The sequence below is a fragment of the Sphingobacterium sp. Lzh-3 genome (assembly GCF_046764375.1).
GTDB lineage: Bacteria > Bacteroidota > Bacteroidia > Sphingobacteriales > Sphingobacteriaceae > Sphingobacterium.
In genome coordinates this window covers 2,055,596-2,077,691 of record NZ_CP177226.1, presented here as the reverse complement: position 1 = coordinate 2,077,691, position 22,096 = coordinate 2,055,596, and the positions used below count along the sequence as shown (strand labels likewise).

Here is a 22,096-nt window from a genome sequence, read left to right as displayed (position 1 = left end):
GTTATGCGCCAGTTTTTAACGCTATTTTTAATATTTTCTATTTATACAAATAGTATAGCCCAAACTTTTGATTTTGGTCAAGTTTCTATTTCGGATTTTTCACGAACAGATCTGGATAGTAACGCCAATGCTATCGTGCTCAATGAGTTTGGACGGAGTTCTGTTTTTGTTGATGATTACGATAATCGAATAAAACTTCAACATGAATACCATGTACTTATCCGGATCAATAACAAAGAAGGATTTAAAAAAGCTAATTTTGAAATTCCCTCGTATAAACGCGGAAGTTATATACGAGACTATTTTGACGAACTCAAGGCTGTTACCTATAACTTAGAAAATGGCAGGATCGAGAAAACGGAGCTTGAAAGTAAGAAAGTTTTCAGAGAAAATTATTCGGCCAATCTGGATCTAAATAAATTCACTCTTCCGAATATTAAAGAAGGATCTATTATAGAAGTGTCTTATCGGACGCTAGAGCAGGATTTATTTAACTTCAAGACATGGGAATTTCAGGATGATATTCCCAAAATACAAAGCCAATATGTTGCGATCATACCAGCTTCTTTCACCTACAATGTAGTCTTACGCGGCCCGTACAAGCTTACCGATCAAAAAGCAGAAGCATTGAGAGAATATATATTTCTGGATGGACTACGAATGGATTGTTCAAAATTGACCTATACAATGAAAAATATTCCAGCGTTTATTGAAGAGGACTACATGACTTCTCCCACTAATTTTAAATCTGCTATTTATTATGAGCTTGAATCCATCTTTTATCCAAGCACTGGTAGCAAGAAGACATTCAGCAAAACCTGGAAAGATGTAGACACAGACTTAATGAATGAAAAGGCTTTTGGTGGCCAATTAAAAAAAACAGACTTATTCAAAACCAGCTTAGCAGCAATTGTATCCCCTACTGACACCAAATTAGAAAAAGCAAAGAAGATCTATAACTATATCAACAAACAAATAAAATGGAATAAGTATTTAGGCAAATACGCAGAATCTGGCATTGAAAAAGCGTTGGAAAAACGGACCGGTAATATTGGCGACATCAATTTAGCGCTAGTAACCGCGCTATTAGCGGCAGATCTGGAGGCCTACCCTATTATTCTTTCAACACGACGGAATGGGACTCCCAATGCCTTATTTCCCGTATTATCTGACTTCGACTATGTCATCGCTTGCGTAGATGTAGATGGCGTAAAATATAAACTTGATGCCTCCAATTCATACTTACCTTTTGGGGAGCTGCCCTTACAATGTCTAAATGAACGGGGAAGAATTATTTACTCCAAAAAGAGCTCGGACTGGTTTCCCCTTACGGTAGAGGAATCTTCCGATGTGAACTACGTATTGGAAGGAGCTTTAGATGAACAAGCTAAAATTAAGGGAAAACTCACCATAAGTAGCAGGGGTAACAAAGCCTTTTTAAAACGCCAACATATCGCCAAATTCAATTCGCTGGAAGAATACTGGGAAAAACTGGACGAAGAAATGCCCAATGTAACTTTAACAAAATCAAGTATCCAAAACCTTGAAGAAATTGATCAAATATTGATAGAGGAGTTTGATGTTATCGTAGATGTTTCCAAACAGTTGGACCAAGACGTATTATTACTGGCACCCAATATTATTGACAGGATTTCCTACAATCCATTTAAAGCACAGGAAAGAACTTATCCCGTTGATATGGGGTTTAAATCCAAAACAATGTACGCCGTCAAATTGACCATCCCTGACCATTATGAAGTTGCCGAGAAGCCTCAGAATGCATCGTTAGCACTCCCGGAGTCAACTGCAAAATATAGATATGTAACGCAGGTCAATGGCAACCAACTTGAAATACTACAAAGCCTTGCGTTTAACAAACCCATCTTTTCCGTCGATGAATATTTTTCGCTCAAAGAATTGTATTCACGTATTATTCAACAACAAAAGCTAGACATAAAATTAATCGGTAAAAAATGAAAATCGTATTCATCAACTTACTATACTTCCTGCTTCCAATCCTCGCAATTGGACAAGATAACTACGACGTCGCCAATATTCCAAGTGCATTAAAGAGCAGAGCAGTAGCAACTGTACGCAATGATAAAACTGTGGTAGAAATGAAGTCTCCCGAACAGGTCATCACAACCATAACGTGTGCTATCACAGTTTACAATAAAAATGGGGACCGCTATGCTTCACTTCCGGTCTATTATAATAAATCTAGCGAAATCAAGAGCCTTAAGGGAGCCATCTATAACGAAATGGGGATATTACAAAAGAAAATTGCAACCAAAGATTTCAAAGATATAAGCGCTGTTGACAACAGTACGATGTTTGCCGATTCTCGGGTAAAATTATATGTTCCCGACTATCACAGCTATCCCTATACCGTCGAATACCAATACGAAGTTAGAAGTAAACAAAACTTGATCATTCCATCTTGGACTCCCGAAGTATCGAACAATGTATCTGTAGAGAAAAGCAGCTTTCAATTTATTGCACCAATTGGCACTGAATGCCGAATTGAAACAACGAACTATAAAGGAAGTATCAAGGAAGAGAAAAATGACAAGACTGAAAGTAAGACATGGAATACGGAACAGATCGCTGCAAAAAAGGATGAATCTTATAGCCCCAATCCTAACCTGAAAAGAATAAATGTACTCATCGTTCCCAAAAATTTTATTTATTATGGTAAGACTGGAAATTTCAGGGATTGGAAAGAATTTGGTCAATGGGTATCCAATAGCCTATTGAACAAAAAAGAAGATTTGACGGAAGCCTCTAAACAAAAGTTTATTGCATTAACAAAAGACGCAAGCTCAGATAAAGACAAAGCAAAAATTCTATACAATTATTTACAAAAAAACACACGTTACATCAGTATTCAGATCGGCATTGGAGGCTTAGAACCATTTCCGGCTTCTGAGGTTGACCGCTTGGGCTACGGAGATTGTAAAGCACTGGCGAATTACATGCGAAGCATGTTGTCGGCCGTCAATATCCCTTCCTATTACTGTATTGTCGAAGCAGGCAGACGCAAAGAAAGTTTTCGCAAAACCTTTGCAAATGCCCAGGACGGAAATCACGTCATTTTATGTATTCCATTTAAAAACGATACAACCTGGCTGGAATGCACCAGCCAAAACCTTCCATTTGGCTTTCTCAGCGACTTTACCGACGATCGAGATGTTGTCGCCTGCACGGAAAATGGTGGAGTTATTATGCATACACCGAAATACATTAACTCGACCAACCTTCAACTTCGCCATGCCGACCTAAAACTTTCGGAAGACGGAAGCATTCAGGGCACCCTAAACACCAAGTTCTATGGAACTCAATACGAGAACCATATGGACGTGCTTTTAGCCAGCAATAATGATAAGAATAAGCTTCTCACAGAATATTACAATATCGACAATATCAATTTCAATCAGGTAAACTATATTGAACACAAGGAGGAAAATCCATTTATTGAGGAGAACCTGAATATTTTTATCAAAAACTACGCTGTGAAAAATGGTAATAAACTTTTGATCCAGCCTAATTTATTCAACATACATTCCAATATTGCAGAAAGTAGAAATAGAACGGAAGATATTTTCATTGAAAGGGGTTACGCTGATATCGATAGCATTAGCATTGCCCTCCCGGAAAATATGCTCAAAAACATAACTCCTGAGAAGAAAATAATTGAGAAACCATTTGGAAAGTATGAATTTAGGTCAGAAATAAAAGACAATAAACTATTCACTTACAGAAAACTGGAACTATTTGAAGGCAGCTATCCTGCCAATACTTATGAAGACTTTTTCCAATTTCATAATGATGTAAGCAGCTGCGACAAGGGACGCTTTAACCTCAGCTTTCTCTAGTCGGAAGAAAATATTTACCAGAATATGAATGAGTAAAATCGATCAAATAAGGCAATTATTGTATATTAGCTCAATGACAGAATACGCAGCGATATTTGACATGGACGGTGTCATAAGCCACACCAACCCTTTCCATGCGGAAGCTTTTAGAGCTTTTTTTAAAAACCACAATGTACAACAGGCTACAGAAGAGGAATTTGAGCAGCATATGTATGGTAAGCATAATAGTTACATTATGCAGCATTTCTTTCAGCGTCCGATATCCCCTGAGGAACTGCGAACGCTTGAATTTGAAAAAGAGCAGCTTTTTAGAGTGATCTATAAAGAACACGTTGCCCCTATTAAGGGCTTAATTGAGTTTCTAACGGAATTAAAAAATAACGGTTTTAAGCTTGCTGTGGCGACATCTGCTCCCCGAGAGAATATGGACTTAATTTTGGATGAATTGAACATACGTCATTTATTCTCTTCCACGCTAAGCAGCGAAGATGTAAAACTACATAAGCCACATCCTGAGGTTTATCTAAAATCTGCAGAGAATCTGCAAATTCCTGTTGACCGCTGTATTGTTTTTGAAGATTCTTTTTCGGGTATTACCGCGGCGAAAAATGCTGAAATGAAAGTTGTTGCCGTACTTTCAACCCATAAAAAAGAAGAATTACCTGCAAGTAATGATTATATAAATAATTATACAGAAATATCAGTTGCCAATATAAAGGCCATTTTAAAAACACAAGAATTATAACCCGGTTGAGGGGTTGACGACGATAAAAAAAGAGATTCCTTAAGGAATCTCTTTTTTTATCGCTTTGTCCAAGCGAACTGCAATTTTCGCTCACAGCTACTAGACTAAAATTTCACTAAACGGTTAATCTCTTTTTAGACCGAACTTCTCTATTTTACTATACAGGTGACTACGTTGAATATCAAGATCATCGGCCGTCTTGGAGACGTTCCAATTATTCTTTTCCAATTTATATTTTATAAATTCTTTCTCCGCATGATCTTTATAATCTTGAAACGAATCAAAGGAGTCCATATCTAATCCGTAATTCGTTGCACTTTTTTCATGAGCTATACCATTCACAGGTTCGCGGGACGGGTTAGCAAAGGCAACAACATCTTTATCGGTAATCGACCTGTCGCTCAAAATGATTAAACGTTCAATCATATTGCGCAATTCCCGAATATTACCTGTCCAAGGAAGATGACTCAATTCCCGCATTGCAGCAGTAGTAATTTCCTTTACAGGTATCCCGTATTCCATACAGATCTCTTCACAGAAGTTTGTGGACAATAAAGGAATGTCATCGACACGATCAGTTAACGCTGGCACATGGATCAATATGACAGATAGACGGTGATACAAGTCCATTCTGAAATTACCATCTTCTATCTCTTTCAATAAATCCTTATTGGTCGCAGCTACTACCCTGACATTGACGTCAATTTCTTTGTCGCCCCCCACTCGCGTGATTTTATGCTCCTGTAATGCCCTTAGCACTTTAGCTTGCGCGGATAGACTCATATCTCCGATCTCATCCAAGAACAATGTTCCACCGCTAGCTTGTTCAAACTTCCCGATACGTTGTTTAATCGCCGACGTGAAGGATCCTTTTTCATGCCCGAATAATTCTGATTCGATTAATTCAGAAGGTATTGCGGCACAGTTCACTTCGATCAATGGGCCTTGTCCACGATTTGACTTTTCATGTAACCAGCGTGCAACCAATTCCTTTCCCGAGCCATTCGCCCCGGTAATCAATACACGGGCTTCTGTTGGTGCAACCCGGTCAATTGTTTCCTTAATACGTTTGATAGCCCCCGATTCACCCAGTATATCTTTTGTTTTCGAGCTGCTAACTTTTCGTTTCAGGACCTTGGTTTCTGTGACTAGAGAACTTTTATCCAGTGCATTACGAACCGTTATCAATAATCTATTCAGGTCCAGCGGTTTTTCTAAAAAGTCAAATGCTCCTTTTTTCGCTGCTTCAACAGCTGTTTCAATCGTACCATGTCCGGAGATCATAATAAACGGGATATCCGGGCTGCTTTGGTGTGCTTCCGCCAAAACTTCCATCCCATCCATCGTATTCATTTTGATATCACAAAGGACAAGATCTATTTTTTCCTTTTTTAAAATATCTAATCCATCCCGGCCATTGTCGACATCCAAAATCGTATAATCTTCATATTCCAAGATATCACGCAACGAACTTCTGATGGCGCGCTCATCATCAATGATTAAAATTGTACTCATAAATCGAGAGTTATGCTATTTTTTCAATTATGGGAATCAATATAAGTTTTTTTTGGCAATTAGCGAAAAAGAAGCAAACCTTGTAAGCCGGGTTCTGTAGACCACCGAAGTGGAATTTCTATCATTTATCTAGATTTGCCATCGCTGACAAACTCAATCAACCTACCCATTACGAATTCCAATAAATTGAAAGAAGACGAGCAGCCTTCGAATTTCGCAACCTATTTGGTCTTTCAACACACGAGGTTTACCGTAATATATGTCACCATACAAGACCGTAAGCTCTTACCTTACGTTTTCACCCTTACTCCGAAAAGCGGTATATTTTCTGTGGCACTTTCTGTCTGCTATTTTCATAGCAGCCTTCCCGTTAGGAAGCGTGTTGCTCTATGTTGCCCGGACTTTCCTCTCCTCCCCAAAAAGAGCAGCGATAGAACCAGTTTGCTTCTGCGCAAAAGTAGCTATTTTACTCGGATAAACCCGAATTTCTTTTCAATTTCGAAAAGATCATTCATTTTGCATCACTGGCATAAAAATCTACGCAATTACCTTGCGCAGATAAAGAAAGTTTTTGTATTTTCAATCTATCAAAAAAAAACATGGCACTCAATAAACTAGCTCTTATACGTTATAAAACGATTGATCATTGCCTTCGTTTACGACATCGGAAATGGACCTTGGAAGATCTTATGGAAAAGGTTTCCGATGCACTCTATGAATTTGAAGGAATCAAAAATGGGATAAGTAAACGCACCATACAAGGTGATATTCAACTCATGCGTAGCAATAAGCTCGGCTACAATGCGCCTATTGTCGTCTTGCACCGCAAATTCTACACCTATGAAGATCCCAACTATAGCATTAGCAATTCACCGATTTCTGTCGGTGACATGCAAAAAATGAAAGAGGCTGTAGAGGTACTTAAGCATGTGAGCGGTTTCTCCAGCTTTGATGAAATGAGCGATATTGTCGCACGACTTGAAGATAGCATCCACACAAAAAAGGACAATTCACCTTCTATTATACAAATGGAAAGCAACAATCTGCTAAAAGGCCTTTCTTTTATCAGTCCACTGCATCAAGCCATTCGTGAAAAAACACCACTCCTGATCAGCTACCAATCGTTCAAAGCAACACAACAGCAGGATATCGTTTTCTCGCCCTATCTCCTAAAAGAATATCGTAATCGATGGTTTCTAATTGGTCAGCATAAAAAGAGTGAAGGATTGATGACACTAGCGCTTGATCGGATCAATGCCATCGAGGAAATGGGCAAAAATTCATACAGGGAATATACAGGGGTCGATTTCGAACGTCACTTTTCAGATACCATAGGCGTAACGAAGACACAAAAGGACCGCGGTCACCGGGTGATATTGCAAGTCAATGCAAAAAATGCACCTTATGTAGCAACAAAACCCTTACATGCGTCACAGCAGATTTTAGACAAAAAGGAGGATGGTTCAATATTAATTCGTATCGATGTTGTACTTAACTTTGAACTGGAAAGAGAAATTTTAGGTTTTGGCGAATCCATTAAAGTACTCTCCCCAAAAAAATTGCAAACGAGAATAAAACAGCGCTTGGCTGCTGCCACACAACTCTATGCTGAGAAATCTGTCGATAAAACGTCAAATTCACAACATGAATAAGATTTCTATCGAATAATAGTTCTATCAATAATCCTGCTTAACCCATTTTTTCAGGATAGATTGCCCCTCTCGCTACCTCTCCAAAAACACTTAAATATCTTGGGCGATGGCATAACCGCTAGCCCAAGCCCATTGGAAATTATAACCGCCAAGCCATCCCGTAACATCAACAGTCTCCCCTCCAAAATAAAGGCCTTCAACTTTTTTAGACATTAAGGTCTTGGGGTGTAGTTCTTCCGTTGAAACTCCTCCACGCATGACCTCAGCTTTATCATACCCCTTATCTCCCGCAGGTTTTACCTTGAAGCGATGGATAGTATCGACAATCAATTTCGCATCAGCTTTACTAAGTGAGGCAATTTTGGTATCTAATGCTAGAAATTTTCCAAGAGCATCGACCAATTTTCTGCTGAAATAATCGTTTAGCAATTGTGAAACAAATCTTTTACCTCCATATTGCCGCTCCTGTTTAATCAGATTATCCAAATTAAAATTGGGCAGTAGATCAATCGTAATCTCCTGTCCGGGTCTCCAATAACTTGATATCTGAAGAATGGCAGGTCCGCTTAATCCCCAGTGTGTAAAGAGAATATTCTCTTCAAAAGACATTCCCGCAACAGACACTTTCGAGAACACCGAATTTCCAGCCAAAGAGCTATACCAATCGGCATCTTTTCCAGTTATTGTCAAAGGGACCAATGCAGGGGCTGTACCGACGACATGCAAACCAAATTGTTTGGCTAGGCGTAATCCAAAGTCCGAGGCGCCGAGTTTTTGGACCGGAAGCCCGCCAGAAGAAATAACAACTTTATGTGCATGATATCGGGACTCACCTTTTGCATTTTCGACCGTTACCACAAAGTCCTTATCGTTTTTTTCTACCGATTTCACCAAGGTATTCAATGCAATATCCTGCCCTGTCTCGTATAAAATTTTTGAAAATACAGCAACGATATCCTTTGCTTTATTGGTCTCTGGAAACAACTGGCCCAGTGTTTTTTCATGCCCTACAATACCATACTGTTCAAAAAATGTAATGGTATCGTCCACTGTCCATTGTTTGAATATACCATGTAAAAAATCTGGATTTTCAGAAATGAAATTAGCGGGACTATTACCGATATTTGTATAATTACAGCGTCCACCTCCGGAAATCAAGATCTTCGCGCCGACCTTATCGTTTCGTTCAAGCACCAAGGTCTTCTTTCCAATCAGCCCTGCTTGGGCTGCACACATCAAACCACAGGCTCCGCCCCCAATAATGATAGCATCGTATATTATACTCACAGCAACAATCTAATAAGCAATCAATGTATTTTCAACAGAAACAACTCTTCGTTCCAATTGACTCTGATATCCCAATTCAATAATTTTAATGACATCCCGTGCCTGCTCCGGCGATGCGATCAAGGTAGTTTTCCCCAATATACTATCCGCAACGTTCTGATAAAAATCAGGATAGGAACCTATTTCAGAAGGAACCGTTTCTTCAATGTCATTCCCTTGTTCAACGATATTGAGCTTGCCGTATAGACTTGGGTCTTCTTGTCCCCAGGTTGGATCCTCATCAGGAAATTTACCATCACGCAGTAAGGCTTCCTGTGGGTCGACACCATATTTTACAAAATTTCCGTTCATTCCGAAAACACGGTAACGTGCTGTAGGCTCCTTTGCAAGCATAGAACCTTTTAGGGAAACCCTCAAATTATCATAGTACAATAGGCAGTCGAAATTGTCAATGGTCTTCGCATGATCCCGTTGGACAGCCAAATCGGCAAAGACAGAATGCGGTTTTCCAAATAACTGTAAAGCCTGATCAATGAGATGTGGTCCCAGGTCATAAAATATACCCGAACCCGGCAGGTTTTCCTCGCGCCAGGCATTAGGTCGCAAGTAATTACGGAAACGATCAAACCTGGATTCCAAATTTACAATCCGTCCCAACCTTCCACTTTTGACCACTTTCTCCAGGGTCCGATAGTCTGAGTTGAACCTTAAATTATGGTAAGGTGCCAAGATCAGATTTTTCTCCTTAGCCAGAGCGATAAGCTCATCGGCCTGCTCGACGCTATTGGTAAAGGGTTTTTCTACGACAACGTGTTTTCCAGCTTCCAGTGCACGTTTTGCGAAAGGATAATGCATTTCATTGGAAGTTGCAACGACGACTAAATCAATGGTTGCATCATTAAAAATATCATCCGCAGACAAAGCTATTTCCGCCTGTGGATAACGTTCCTTTAATAAACTTTGCTGATCCGCTTTCCGTGCTGTCACTTTAACAAGATCCAGTTCAGCGATTGAACGCATCACGGGAGCGTGAAAAACCTGACCCGAAATTCCAAAGCCAATAAGTCCTACGCGAATTTTCTTCATAGCATTACATTCTTTCAGGTACCCGAATACCCAATAAGTTCATCCCTTTGGCAATAACCTTTGCCGCAGAAGCCGAAAGGTGCAATCTAAAGTTTTTCACATCATGATCTTCCGCTTTCAAGATGGTTTCTTCATGATAGAATTTATTATAAAACTTAGCGACCTCATAGATGTAATTTGCCAATTGTGCAGGACTGAACTCTTGCGCAGAAGCTTCAATAATCTCCGGAAATGCACCCAGCTGTTGAATTAAATCACGTTCGTAAGAGGAAATCGTCGCCGGTACAGACACAGCACTGTCAAAATCGAATTCAGCCTTACTCAAAACAGATTTGATACGGGCATGCGTGTATTGAATAAACGGTCCGGTATGGCCTTGAAAATCGACAGATTCATTTGGATCAAACAAGAGGCGTTTTTTAGGATCCACTTTCAACAGAAAATATTTCAGTGCGCCCATTCCAATCGTATCGTAAAGAACGGCTTTTGATTCCTCGTCCAATCCTTCAGTCTTGCCAAGTTCCTCAGTACGTTCCTGAGCGGTCTTAAGCATCTCAGCCATTAAATCATCCGCGTCAACAACTGTTCCCTCCCGTGATTTCATTTTACCTGAAGGAAGATCGACCATCCCATACGATAAATGGAACAATCCGTCAGCCCAAGCTTTACCAAGTTTTTTCAAGATTAAGAACAATACCTTGAAATGGTAATCCTGTTCGTTACCGACAACATAAATAGAATCATTCATCTTGAATTCATCATATTTCAGTTGTGCTGTTCCCAAATCTTGTGTAATATAGACAGAGGTACCGTCGCCACGAAGCACAAGCTTCTGATCCAGTCCTTCTGCAGTCAGATCAATCCATACAGAGTTATCCTCTTTTTTAAAGAAAACCCCTTTATCTAAACCTTCCTGGATAATATCTTTACCCAGCAAGTATGTATTGGATTCATAATAGTATTTATCGAAATCGACGCCTAATTGTTTGTAGGTCTTTTCAAACCCGGCGTACACCCAGCTGTTCATGGTTTTCCACAGTGAGATCACCTCTTCATTACCAGCTTCCCATTGTTGCAACATCGCTTGTGCTTCCTTCATCAAAGGTGCATTTTTCTTTGCCTCATCTTCGGTCTGCCCTTCAGCCTTCAATGCCTCGATTTCCTGTTTATATGCTTTGTCAAAGACAACGTAATATTTTCCGACAAGGTGGTCTCCTTTAAGGCCAGTAGACTCGGGAGTCTCACCGTTACCAAATTTTTGCCAAGCCAACATCGACTTACAAATATGGATACCGCGATCGTTCACCAAATTAGCCTTGATCACATCATAACCATAAGCTTTTAGGATTTCCGCAACCGAATAGCCTAATAAATTATTACGGATATGCCCCAAATGCAGCGGTTTATTGGTATTTGGAGAAGAATATTCAACCATCAGTTTCTTTCCATTCGCAGGAAATACACCAAAGTCCTTCGCCGTTATGGTCTGATTCAACAACGTGATCCAATACGCATCGGAAAGAACAATATTCAAAAAGCCTTTTATCACATTGAAATCCGATATTTCAGCAATATGCTGTTGCAAATATGCACCGATTTCCTTTCCGGTTTGTTCCGGAGAAGATTTCGAAAAGCGCGTTACGGGAAAAGTTACGATTGTAATTTGTCCTTCAAACTCCTTTCGGGTAGCTTGTAAAGCAATTTGATTTTCTAAAATATCTGCATTGTAAAGCTCTTTTACTGCCTGTACAGTGACTTCAACAAGTCGCTTTTGAATAGAATTTGCCATTTAATGATTTTGTAATTTTTACAACTTCCTGATAGTGAATTGGAAATAAATAACATTCCTTATTTAGGTATTCACCATTAAAGTATATCTTTGCAAAAATAATAAAAAATGCAGAGCTATCAGGAATTTCTTGACTTAAGTGTTGGTTTTCCGCAAGACGGATTCGAAATCATCGACGACGAATTGTATTTCCACGATTTGAATTTAATGGAAATGATAGAAACGTACGGTACGCCGTTACGTTTTACCTATTTGCCTATCGTCAGCAAAAAAATTCAGCAAGCGAAAATCCTCTTTCAGACCGCAATTCTGAAACACAACTATCGCGGATCTTACAAATATTGTTATTGTACCAAATCATCCCATTTCAAGCACATCGTAGAGGAAGCTTTGAAAAATGATATCCACCTGGAAACTTCATCTGCATTTGATATGCCGATGATCGATTCATTGGAAAGACAGGGCACAGTAACGAAAGACATTACAGTGATCTGTAATGGCTTCAAAACCTACCAGTACAAACAATATATTGTCGATATGATCCACGACGGATATAAAAACATTATACCGGTACTGGATAACAAAGAGGAGTTTAACCTTTATGATGATGAAATCGAATTGGATGAGCCTTGTGCTTTAGGTATCCGCGTTGCTTCCGAAGAGCAGCCTGATTCTCAATTCTATACATCTCGCCTAGGGATTCGCCAAGAAGACGTCGTTGAATTCTATAACAACAAGATCGCCGACAATCCAAACTTTAAAGTAAAGTTACTTCACTTTTTCATTAATTCAGGTATCTCGGACACCCCGTATTACTGGAACGAATTAGAGAAATACGTTACTTTATATTGTAAATTCAAGAAAGTAAACCCAGATTTAGATACCCTAGATATCGGTGGTGGCATGCCATTTAAGGATTCACTGGTACACGACTTTGATTACGAGTATATGGTCAATGAGATTGTCAATCGGATCAAACAAATCTGTGCGCACCATGAAGTCATGGAACCAGATATTATTACTGAATTTGGCAAATATACTGTTGCTGAAGCATCAGGTATTCTCTATAAAGTTTTGGGACGCAAGCAACAAAACGATCGCGAACGTTGGTTTATGATTGACGGCTCATTCATTACAAATTTACCAGATGTATGGGCATTGAATCAAAAATACATTCTACTGCCGATCAATAACTGGGATTCAGAATATGAACGAGTCAATTTAGGTGGAATCACATGCGATGGACAGGATTATTACAATCAGGAGGCGCACATGAACTCGGTATTTATGCCGAAGACCCGTAAGGTACAGTACTTGGGCTTCTTTCATACAGGAGCATATCAAGATGTATTAAGCGGATATGGTGGAATCCACCACTGCCTACTTCCTTCTCCTAAGCATGTACTTGTACGCCGCAATAGAGATGAAACATTCAACTACGAGGTGTTTGGTGAGGAGCAAAACTCCAAACAAGTCATGAAATTATTAGGCTATCAATAAGATATGCTACAGGAGCAAGACCTCTTTTTAACTGTTGGATTAATATATCCTTGTCGAAAAAAGAATGGTTTTAAGTCCATACAAAAAGGTCCCGATCGTACGATCGGGACCTTTTCATTTCCAGGCTATCCCCCATTATTTACAATCAGGCGTAAATTAAAGCCAAAACCACAGACAAAGACAACATCGTTAAGGATATTACGCAAACAATACTGAACATAGCCGCGACAGCTGGCTTTTATTCATATTGCGTTCGTACCTGCTTCGGAACACGTTCGGAGCTCAACAATTCGGCTACAGCTGTTGACCAAGTATTGTACAGACTTTTTCTGTTCGGAGACTGTTAAATAGCTGTGCAATATCTGTACAAGATCTGTTGATCGTGCGAAGCAGGTACGAATCTGGGGCGAAGCAGAGATACTAATCCTTCAGATTATGTTATATCGCCGTACAAGAAAGGAGTACGGTGTATTTCTTCTTTAGCGCAGCTAGAAATCCCAAAGTCGACAATTGCTATTTTGAGACCCAGGCTGTAAAGAAATTAAGTACTTTTTCTTCATCATACCCCTTCCCTTTTTCCAGGCTCCCACTCTCCTGTACATGCAATGTTTTTCCATTTCTATCCAAAACAATAAAAAATGGATAACCTAGTTTATTCCCTTCAGGAGCATACTTTTGAAATACAGCCTCATTTTTATTCTCTTTCGAATAATTGAGGTGATAATAGAGGAAATGACTCTTTAACAACTTGTCGACACTTGCTGTTTTATGGATATAATCATTAAACCTTAAACACCAGACACACCAATTCCCTCCAGCCTGAATGATGATATTTTTCTTTTCTCTCTTTGCCTGAACCAATAGTTGATCAATATCATTTTGCGCATTAGCATCTGGATTGTAGGGCTTTGAAAGCTCCTGAGTTGCTGTAGGCTGTTGCGAGAAGGCCTTGGACTGCACGAGTACCGATCCCAAAAATACAGCTACTCCACACAACAATAATCTTATATTTCTCATCATAAATAAATTAAATAGTGATCTAAAATTACAAAATCATTTTCCTAAACTAAAACATAAGCAGCATATAATGGTTAAACATTATATAGCTATTGACCATGAAAAAAAAACAGCCAGAATCACAATAGGCGGTATTTCAACAGATTATTAAAAATACGATCTGGCTGTACACATAGCCTTAGATGACCAAAACATAGTTATGCCTAGTAAGATCTCCGCTGATGAGCAATAAAGTAACAACCTATTGACAGACCATCGTGCACCAAACAGAAAGGCTTCTTTTTATGAAAATAAAAACAATAAACAACAAAACAAAACAAAAACAAACACCTTATCTTAACATAAATATTATTTAATTTCCTTTAAAATTCAATAAATATAGCATAACTTAGTATAAAGGAAGTAGGAAAGTACGCACAGAAGATTCACTACAAAAATCCAAAACGAAACAAAATGAAACACCAAGAATTCAAAAGGTCAAAACTGATAGAAAAAATAAGAGATACGAGCGCATGGGATGTGATCGTAATAGGTGGCGGTGCCAGCGGATTAGGTGTTGCATTAGATGCCTTAAGCCGAGGGTTCAAAACAATTTTGTTGGAGCAGGTTGATTTTGCAAAAGGCACTTCAAGCAAAGCAACGAAGCTTGTTCACGGTGGTGTACGCTATTTGGCCCAGGGCGATATCTCCCTGGTTAAAGAAGCGCTCCACGAAAGAGGTTTGCTTCAAAAAAACGCCCCACACCTTGTTAAAAACCAATCCTTTATCATCCCCAATTACAGCTGGTTCGATGGCCCATTCTATACCATTGGAATGAAAATATATGATCTTCTGGCGGGTAAATTAAGCTTGGGAAAATCCATTCATATCAATAAAGAAGAAACTCTTGAACGTATAAGTACTGTTAGACCTAAAGGCCTATATGGCGGGGTAGTCTATCAGGATGGACAATTTGACGACTCAAGACTTGCACTCAACGTTGCGCAAACCTGTATACAAATGGGCGGAGTTGCCCTAAATTACGTCAGAGTCAACAACCTCACCAAAGACAGCAATGGACGAATAAACGGCGTCATCGCCAATGATACCGAAACCGGCGAAGTCTTTACCATACAAGGAAAGGCTGTTATTAATGCAACGGGTATATTTGTCGATGATATTTTAAAAATGGACAGACCGGAAGCCAAACAAATGGTACGCCCAAGCCAAGGTGTTCACCTTGTTTTCGACAAATCTTTTCTTCCCGGAGACGATGCTATTATGATCCCAAAAACAGATGATGGGCGTGTCCTTTTCCTTGTACCTTGGCACAATAGAGTCATTGCAGGAACAACAGACACACCGATCGATGAGCACAGTCTTGAACCTATAGCGCTGGAACAGGAGATCGATTTTATTTTAAAAACTGCAGGACGCTACCTGACAAAACAACCAACAAGAGCCGATGCACTGGCCGTATTCGCCGGCCTCCGTCCGCTAGCAGCTCCTACAGGGAACTCCAACAAAACCAAAGAGATCTCCCGCAGTCACAAGGTAATCGTCAGCGACTCTAAATTACTCACTTTAACAGGCGGAAAGTGGACAACATTCCGTCGAATGGGACAAGATACCATCGATAAAGCAATAAAAATCGGCTGCTTGCCACAAAAAGAAAGCCGCTCCGCTACACAAAAGATTTATAGCGCCATTCCAACTTCAGACCGAAGCAATCATATGTACATTTATGGAGCCGACCAGGAAGCTATCCGTGCACTAGCGCAAGAAAATCGCGAATGGGACGAAAAACTAATCGCGCATCTTGAATTCAAAAAAGCAGAGGTTGTTTGGGCTGCGCGCAATGAGCTGGCCAGGACGGTGGAAGATGTGCTATCCCGTCGGGTACGGATGTTATTTCTTGACGCTAGGGCCGCGATTGAAGCTGCCCCGGAAGTTGCAAAAATACTCGCCCAGGAACTGGAAAAAGATGAAAATTGGCAAAAAGATCAAATAGAAAATTTTCAAAAAGTTGCAAAAAATTATATCTTAAAGTAATACAAAAAATAACCAGCAATACTCAATTATGGAACAGCAATACATCTTGGCAATGGATCAAGGTACTACCAGCTCCAGAGCTATCATTTTCGATAAAGACAGAAATATAGTCTCCATTGCCCAGAAGGAATTTACACAAATATTCCCACAACCGGGATGGGTCGAACATGACCCACATGAAATCTGGTCAACGCAGGCAGGTGTCACAGCAGAAGCAACTACAAAGGCAGGATTAAATGGCAAAAATATTGCCGCCATTGGCATTACCAATCAACGCGAAACGGTGGTCGTTTGGGACAAAGAAACCGGAAAGCCCATCTATAATGCCATCGTCTGGCAAGATAAACGCACAGCAGATTATTGCGACGAATTACGCAGCGCAGGAAAACATGAGCTAATCCAGGAAAAGACTGGCCTCATATTAGATCCATATTTTTCCGCCACCAAAATAAAATGGATTCTGGATAACGTGGAGGGTGCACGGGCAAAAGCACAAAACGGAGAATTAATCTGTGGAACTATTGACACCTGGCTCGTCTGGAACCTTACCCGCGGCGACGCTCACATCACCGATGTAACCAACGCTTCCCGCACCTTGCTCTTTAACATCCATAGCATGGAGTGGGACAAGGAATTACTGGAACTATTTGACATCCCCGCTGCTATGCTTCCGCAAGTAAAAGAAAGCAGTGAAATATATGGAGAATCCCGGACAACCATTTTTGCCCACAAAGTCAAGATTGCAGGCATTGCCGGCGATCAACAGGCAGCACTTTTCGGGCAGCAATGTATTGAAAAAGGAATGGTCAAAAACACCTATGGAACAGGATGTTTTATGTTAATGAACATCGGTGAGAAACCAATCCGTTCAAAGAACAACCTTTTAACAACTGTTGCCTGGAAAATCAACGGAAAAACAGAATATGCCCTGGAGGGAAGTATCTTTATCGGTGGCGCACTGGTCCAATGGCTACGCGACAATCTCAACATCATCTACAAATCGGCGGACGTAGAGCAATTAGCGCTTACAGAGAAGGATAACGGCGGCGTCACATTCATCCCCACCTTTGCTGGACTGGGAGCGCCGTACTGGAATGCTCGTGCACAAGGGACGCTATTTGGCCTGACGCGTGCAACCACCAATGGGCATATAGCACGCGCCTCACTGGAAGCAATCTCCCTCCAGACACGTGATGTGCTGCAAGCAATGGAAGCGGATAGTGGCATACCGATCAAAGAGCTACGTGTAGACGGCGGCGCAACGGCCAACAACCTACTCATGCAGATTCAGGCCAATGTGCTTAACAGCAAAGTTGTACGCCCTAAAATCACAGAAACGACAGCTTTGGGGGCAGCATACCTCGCAGGACTGGCCGTTGGATTCTGGAAAAATGAGGACGAGATATCAAAGTTTTGGGCTCAGGATCGTATATTTGAACCTGATGCAGAGCAAGAAGAGCAAACAAAAAAGATCATTAAGCTCTGGACCAAGGGTGTCAAAGCATTACAGTACTGGACCGAAAACTAACCAACAAGCATGAACCACTATTTAGCAGAATTTATCGGCACAACCCTTCTCCTTCTTTTAGGCAATGGGGTTGTGGCCAACGTTATCTTGAAAGGAACAAAGGGCGAAAATGGAGGATGGATTGTAATCACCACCGCATGGGCACTCGCGGTCTACGTAGGTGTTGTGTTTGCTGGCCCCTATACCGGAGCCCACCTCAATCCTGCGGTAACCATTGCCGTCGCTCTCAATCATGGTCTTCCTTGGATGGAAGTGCCTGGCTATATTCTCGCACAAATTGCCGGCGGTTTCTGTGGCGCCATGTTAACCTACATCATGCACAAAGACCATTTCGATGCAACAGCAGACCCAACCACCAAACTTGGTGTTTTCGCTACGATACCCAACATTCGTAATACATCAACAAATCTGGCAAGTGAAATTATTGGAACCTTTGTTTTGATTTTTGTTATTTTCTTCATAACAGGTCAAGATGTGACCATCGACGGAAAAACAGCTCCTATTGGCATGGGCTCTCTTGGTGCTATACCCGTTGCATTTCTAGTATGGGCGATTGGCCTCTCGCTGGGTGGAACTACAGGATATGCCATCAATCCTGCCCGGGATTTGGGGCCGCGCTTATTTCATGCCCTTTGGCCAATCAAAGAAAAAGGAAGCTCCGACTGGTCTTATGCCTGGATTCCAATCCTAGGACCTATCTTGGGCGCTATTTTAGCCTTTGCACTTTATGCTTGTATAAAACCGGCCTAATCAAGGTCGCTGTACCTACAAAAAAAAGGGGGATTCAATAATTGAATCCCCCTTTTTTTGTTATCCACGTGTCTCGTCCTGAAATATCGATACACAAAAAAAATCGTTATGGAAGAAGGAACAAATTATGTAAAGCGGACTCAGCGTGATTACACTTTAACATTGAAGCTGAATGTCGTTAAAGAGATTGAATCGGGGAAATTGACACTCTCCCAAGCACAAAAACAGTATGGCATCCAGGGAGATAGCACTATTCGCAATTGGTTAAAAAAATATGGTAACTTTGATTGGGAGAATCAAATACCATCCAATATGGCAAAGTCACCAGAACAGCGCATTTTAGAACTTGAAGCCAAAGTCAGACTGCTGGAGAAGCAAAAGGCTCAACTTGAGCATCAGAATCACATCGCTGATTCCAAAGCGATCATCTTTGACATGATGATCGATATTGCAGAAAAAGAATATAAAATCGACGTAAGAAAAAACTTGAAACCCGCGCAATCAATCGTTTCCGGCAAGAAAAACAAGAAAGCCTAAGTTTTACTTGTGGATTGTTCGGGTTAGACAGGCAGGTGTATTATCGAAGGATCAAACGTATAGCCAGGAGCCAGGGTATAGCCGGGAAAATTGTGGACTTAGTTCATGAAATACGCACTACCCAGCCAAGAATAGGCACACGGAAACTTTACCATATATTGGCAAGGGAGCTACGGGCATTAAAAGTGGGCAGAGACAAATTCTTTGATATTTTACGCGCCAACCATTTGTTAATTACACGTAAAAGAAGCTATCATACGACCACTATGTCACATCATAGATTTAGAAAATATCCGAATATTATTAAAGAAGTGACTGTTTGCCGTCCCAATCAGGTTTGGGTAAGTGATATCACTTACATAGGGAAGCGAGAAAGCCCCTGTTACCTGAGTTTGGTTACAGATGCCTATTCGAAAAAAATTGTTGGCTTTGAGGTCTCGCGGACCATGTGCACACCGCATGTTGTAAAAGCACTAAAAATGGCACAAAAACAAAGAAAAACAAACGAGCCGTTAATCCATCATTCCGACAGAGGGGTACAATATTGTGCAGAAGAATACCAATATTACCTAAACAAGTATCAGCTCAGTTGCAGTATGACAGAAAACTCTGATCCTTATGAAAATGCCATCGCTGAACGAATCAATGGTATACTCAAACAAGAGTTCATGATTGATACCTATCATTTAGATCTACATTTGATGAAGCAGATCGTAGCTGAAGCAATCGATATCTATAATAATGACAGACCACATTGGTCTAATCATATGCTAACTCCAAATCAGATGCACATGAAATCAAACATGAACTTCAGAACTTATAAAACAAAAAACAGTAGCAACCTATCGGCTACTACTGTTTAAATTATTTATTTTTAATCACTGAAAACCTGTATCGATTTTTCAGGACTAGTCAACGCTTGGGTTTTCTATGACCGTATTCACGATCCCGATCAAACGTATTCATGTGACGTTCCTTTTTCACAGGATACACGTCATCAATTACAATCAGTATACCTTTTTCTTCTACCGTACCAAATTCGTCATTACGCGCAGTGCCAAATGATTTCATCGTAGGCGATAGGTTCATATATGTATTTATCAACGGTGGAATATTCTCGCCCAATGCTCTCACATGACTATTTAACACCTTATATCCTTCTTTATAATCCAGTCCATCAAAAACCCCTACAAAACGGTCGTAATCATTTTTAATTTCCAATTCCGGAAGAGGAAGCACCAATTTATCATGATCAGGAAAATAGTAATCCATAAAATAAAGCAACATATCCCGTGCATCTTTATTGTAATGTGGATACATGGTCACTTTACCAAAGAGGTATTTAATTTCAGGGTTAAGCATCACTAAAGCCCCTAAACCGTCCCAAAGATTGTCCAATGAAAAAATTCCTTTTCTATTGTCGATGGCCGGTTGGTATTTAGGTTGTACAAACGATCTTCCCAATTCTATGGTGTAAGGTAGATATTCGTTCGTGAACAATTCGGAAAACTGAAAATAATGTGCTGTCGATAAATTGGGTATACCATTTACTTCACCAGCCTCAGCACATTTGATTACCCTATAACCAGCAACCACTTCTTCATCTTCGGGATTCCATGCGATCAACTGATCGTAACAATCTTCGCATGTATCATTTTCATCGATATCAATTGAAAGTCCTGTACCTCCCCCTGCTCCACGAAAAGTCAACTCTCGCAAACGCCCAATTTCACGCATGACATTTGGCGAATTATGATAATTGATTAAATATATCTCGTTATTTCCATTGTTGGTATATCGTAAGAAGACATCTTTATTCAATTCGATCTTCAATAATTCTCTATCAACTGGAGGTATAATTTCTTGCATAAATTCTATTTTTCTTGAGCCAATCCATAAACCCTTCTTTTCACTTCCTCAGCCCAAGTTTTTTCGTTTTTTGATTGATCAAACGCTGTATAAGGGATTCTTTCTCCTACTATAATATTGACGGTATGTCCGCGTTGGGCAAACATTTCATCAGGTAAATATAACATTTCAATGTTTACCTTGAGACCCAATTTCTGTCTAAGCCTTGCAAAATTATAAAAAAACTTAGAGTTTTTACCGTCAATCAACACCGGAATGACATCTTTTTTATATTTTTTTGATTTGCTAATAAAACTTTTTTTCCATTCTAGGTCTTCTATGCGGCCATCGTTTTGTTTTCTGGAAACCAAACCTGCAGGAAATACCAGTAGTGCATCGTCCGCTCCATAGGCCTCCTCAATCGCAGAGATCGCCTGTTTCCCTTGCCCCCCTAACTTATTGACACCGACAAACAAAGGCCTCAAATTACCTATATTTAAAAGAATATCATTAACCAAAAACTTCACATCGCGTCTATACTTACCTATAGCGTGCATAAATGCAATACCATCCAATCCTCCCAAAGGGTGATTGGACGCAAAAATAACCGGATCCGATACGGGAATATTTTCTGCCCCATACAAATTGACCTTGACATCCAGATCGTTGATCAATGCATCAACAAAATCCAAGCCTTGAAGATCTGCAAAGCGCGTCATAATATCATTTATCTCGTCTTCATGAATTGTCCTTTTTAAATAATTAAGTAAAAAAGACGGAATCCATTTAGCAAGCCCCGCATTTTTTTTGTGAATAACTTCACGTATATCAATAAACTTTTTACTCTCGCTTGTGGCCATCAATCCAATTTTTCCAATTAGAAATAGTATATCTTCATTAAGGCTCTCATTCAAGCCTTACTCTATTCGCTGACAA

The 22,096-nt window shown here is 40.1% G+C and carries 17 protein-coding genes and 1 other RNA gene; 10 read left to right on the top strand and 8 right to left on the bottom strand.

Annotated elements, in window-relative coordinates; genetic code table 11:
• The first annotated feature begins 3 nt into the window (after positions 1 to 3).
• From ACLCDV_RS08530 to ACLCDV_RS08520, 3 genes are read left to right on the top strand one after another with little or no spacing between them, the layout of a single operon-like run.
• Positions 4 to 1,977, top strand: coding sequence for a transglutaminase domain-containing protein (locus tag ACLCDV_RS08530; RefSeq protein ID WP_317667657.1), 1,974 nt, complete (start codon positions 4 to 6; stop codon positions 1,975 to 1,977).
• A complete protein-coding gene (locus tag ACLCDV_RS08525; protein ID WP_411973427.1) occupies positions 1,974 to 3,875 on the top strand; it encodes a DUF3857 domain-containing protein in 1,902 nt (633 codons plus the stop codon). Before ACLCDV_RS08530 ends, ACLCDV_RS08525 begins: the two co-directional genes overlap by 4 nt.
• A 28-nt stretch (positions 3,876 to 3,903) precedes the next feature.
• The gene (locus tag ACLCDV_RS08520) at positions 3,904 to 4,620 is read left to right on the top strand and encodes an HAD family hydrolase (protein ID WP_236582621.1); all 717 of its coding nucleotides are present in this window, start codon (positions 3,904 to 3,906) and stop codon (positions 4,618 to 4,620) included.
• A 123-nt stretch (positions 4,621 to 4,743) separates the two neighbouring features.
• On the opposite strand, the gene ACLCDV_RS08515 is transcribed toward ACLCDV_RS08520, so the two are convergent.
• Positions 4,744 to 6,135, bottom strand: a complete 1,392-nt coding sequence (locus ACLCDV_RS08515) for a sigma-54-dependent transcriptional regulator (RefSeq protein ID WP_153846152.1) — start codon at positions 6,133 to 6,135, stop codon at positions 4,744 to 4,746.
• Between the two features lie 67 nt (positions 6,136 to 6,202).
• An RNA gene (gene rnpB, locus ACLCDV_RS08510) (RNase P RNA component class A) lies at positions 6,203 to 6,582 on the bottom strand.
• A gap of 152 nt (positions 6,583 to 6,734) precedes the next feature.
• On the opposite strand from rnpB, the gene ACLCDV_RS08505 reads away from it, so the two are divergent.
• The gene (locus ACLCDV_RS08505; protein ID WP_317667660.1) at positions 6,735 to 7,787 is read left to right on the top strand and encodes a WYL domain-containing protein; all 1,053 of its coding nucleotides are present in this window, start codon (positions 6,735 to 6,737) and stop codon (positions 7,785 to 7,787) included.
• Positions 7,788 to 7,877: 90 nt separating this feature from the next.
• Here ACLCDV_RS08505 and ACLCDV_RS08500 read toward each other — a convergent pair whose 3' ends face one another.
• From ACLCDV_RS08500 to argS, 3 genes are read right to left on the bottom strand one after another with little or no spacing between them, the layout of a single operon-like run.
• On the bottom strand, positions 7,878 to 9,068 hold the full coding sequence (locus ACLCDV_RS08500; protein ID WP_411973934.1) for an NAD(P)/FAD-dependent oxidoreductase: 1,191 nt from the start codon (positions 9,066 to 9,068) through the stop codon (positions 7,878 to 7,880).
• A 15-nt stretch (positions 9,069 to 9,083) separates the two neighbouring features.
• Positions 9,084 to 10,160 carry an oxidoreductase gene (locus ACLCDV_RS08495; protein ID WP_411973426.1) on the bottom strand — a complete coding sequence of 359 codons (1,077 nt, stop codon included), beginning with the start codon at positions 10,158 to 10,160 and terminating at the stop codon, positions 9,084 to 9,086.
• A 4-nt stretch (positions 10,161 to 10,164) separates the two neighbouring features.
• The gene (argS, locus tag ACLCDV_RS08490) at positions 10,165 to 11,949 is read right to left on the bottom strand and encodes an arginine--tRNA ligase (RefSeq protein WP_182980919.1); all 1,785 of its coding nucleotides are present in this window, start codon (positions 11,947 to 11,949) and stop codon (positions 10,165 to 10,167) included.
• 108 nt (positions 11,950 to 12,057) lie between these two features.
• On the opposite strand from argS, the gene ACLCDV_RS08485 reads away from it, so the two are divergent.
• Positions 12,058 to 13,449, top strand: coding sequence for an arginine decarboxylase (locus ACLCDV_RS08485; RefSeq protein WP_046675638.1), 1,392 nt, complete (start codon positions 12,058 to 12,060; stop codon positions 13,447 to 13,449).
• 513 nt (positions 13,450 to 13,962) lie between these two features.
• On the opposite strand, the gene ACLCDV_RS08480 is transcribed toward ACLCDV_RS08485, so the two are convergent.
• The gene (locus ACLCDV_RS08480) at positions 13,963 to 14,469 is read right to left on the bottom strand and encodes a thioredoxin family protein (protein ID WP_317667664.1); all 507 of its coding nucleotides are present in this window, start codon (positions 14,467 to 14,469) and stop codon (positions 13,963 to 13,965) included.
• A 450-nt stretch (positions 14,470 to 14,919) separates the two neighbouring features.
• On the opposite strand from ACLCDV_RS08480, the gene ACLCDV_RS08475 reads away from it, so the two are divergent.
• From ACLCDV_RS08475 to ACLCDV_RS08455, 5 genes are all read left to right on the top strand, one after another.
• Entirely contained in the window at positions 14,920 to 16,497 is a 1,578-nt protein-coding gene (locus ACLCDV_RS08475) for a glycerol-3-phosphate dehydrogenase/oxidase (RefSeq protein ID WP_317667665.1), read from the top strand.
• A 28-nt stretch (positions 16,498 to 16,525) separates the two neighbouring features.
• Positions 16,526 to 18,025: a glycerol kinase GlpK gene (glpK, locus tag ACLCDV_RS08470; protein WP_317667666.1), complete on the top strand. Its 1,500-nt coding sequence runs from the start codon at positions 16,526 to 16,528 to the stop codon at positions 18,023 to 18,025.
• Between the two features lie 9 nt (positions 18,026 to 18,034).
• Positions 18,035 to 18,775 (top strand): MIP/aquaporin family protein, encoded by a 741-nt coding sequence (locus ACLCDV_RS08465; RefSeq protein ID WP_317667667.1) that lies wholly within the window; start codon positions 18,035 to 18,037, stop codon positions 18,773 to 18,775.
• A gap of 108 nt (positions 18,776 to 18,883) precedes the next feature.
• Positions 18,884 to 19,312 carry a helix-turn-helix domain-containing protein gene (locus ACLCDV_RS08460; RefSeq protein WP_289011629.1) on the top strand — a complete coding sequence of 143 codons (429 nt, stop codon included), beginning with the start codon at positions 18,884 to 18,886 and terminating at the stop codon, positions 19,310 to 19,312.
• A 14-nt stretch (positions 19,313 to 19,326) separates the two neighbouring features.
• On the top strand, positions 19,327 to 20,175 hold the full coding sequence (locus ACLCDV_RS08455; RefSeq protein WP_411973425.1) for an IS3 family transposase: 849 nt from the start codon (positions 19,327 to 19,329) through the stop codon (positions 20,173 to 20,175).
• A gap of 49 nt (positions 20,176 to 20,224) precedes the next feature.
• Here the strand turns inward: ACLCDV_RS08455 and ACLCDV_RS08450 are convergent, their stop codons facing one another.
• On the bottom strand, positions 20,225 to 21,181 hold the full coding sequence (locus ACLCDV_RS08450; protein ID WP_411973424.1) for a GNAT family N-acetyltransferase: 957 nt from the start codon (positions 21,179 to 21,181) through the stop codon (positions 20,225 to 20,227).
• A gap of 5 nt (positions 21,182 to 21,186) precedes the next feature.
• Entirely contained in the window at positions 21,187 to 22,020 is an 834-nt protein-coding gene (locus tag ACLCDV_RS08445; protein WP_317667669.1) for a 1-acyl-sn-glycerol-3-phosphate acyltransferase, read from the bottom strand.
• Positions 22,021 to 22,096 lie beyond the last annotated feature (76 nt).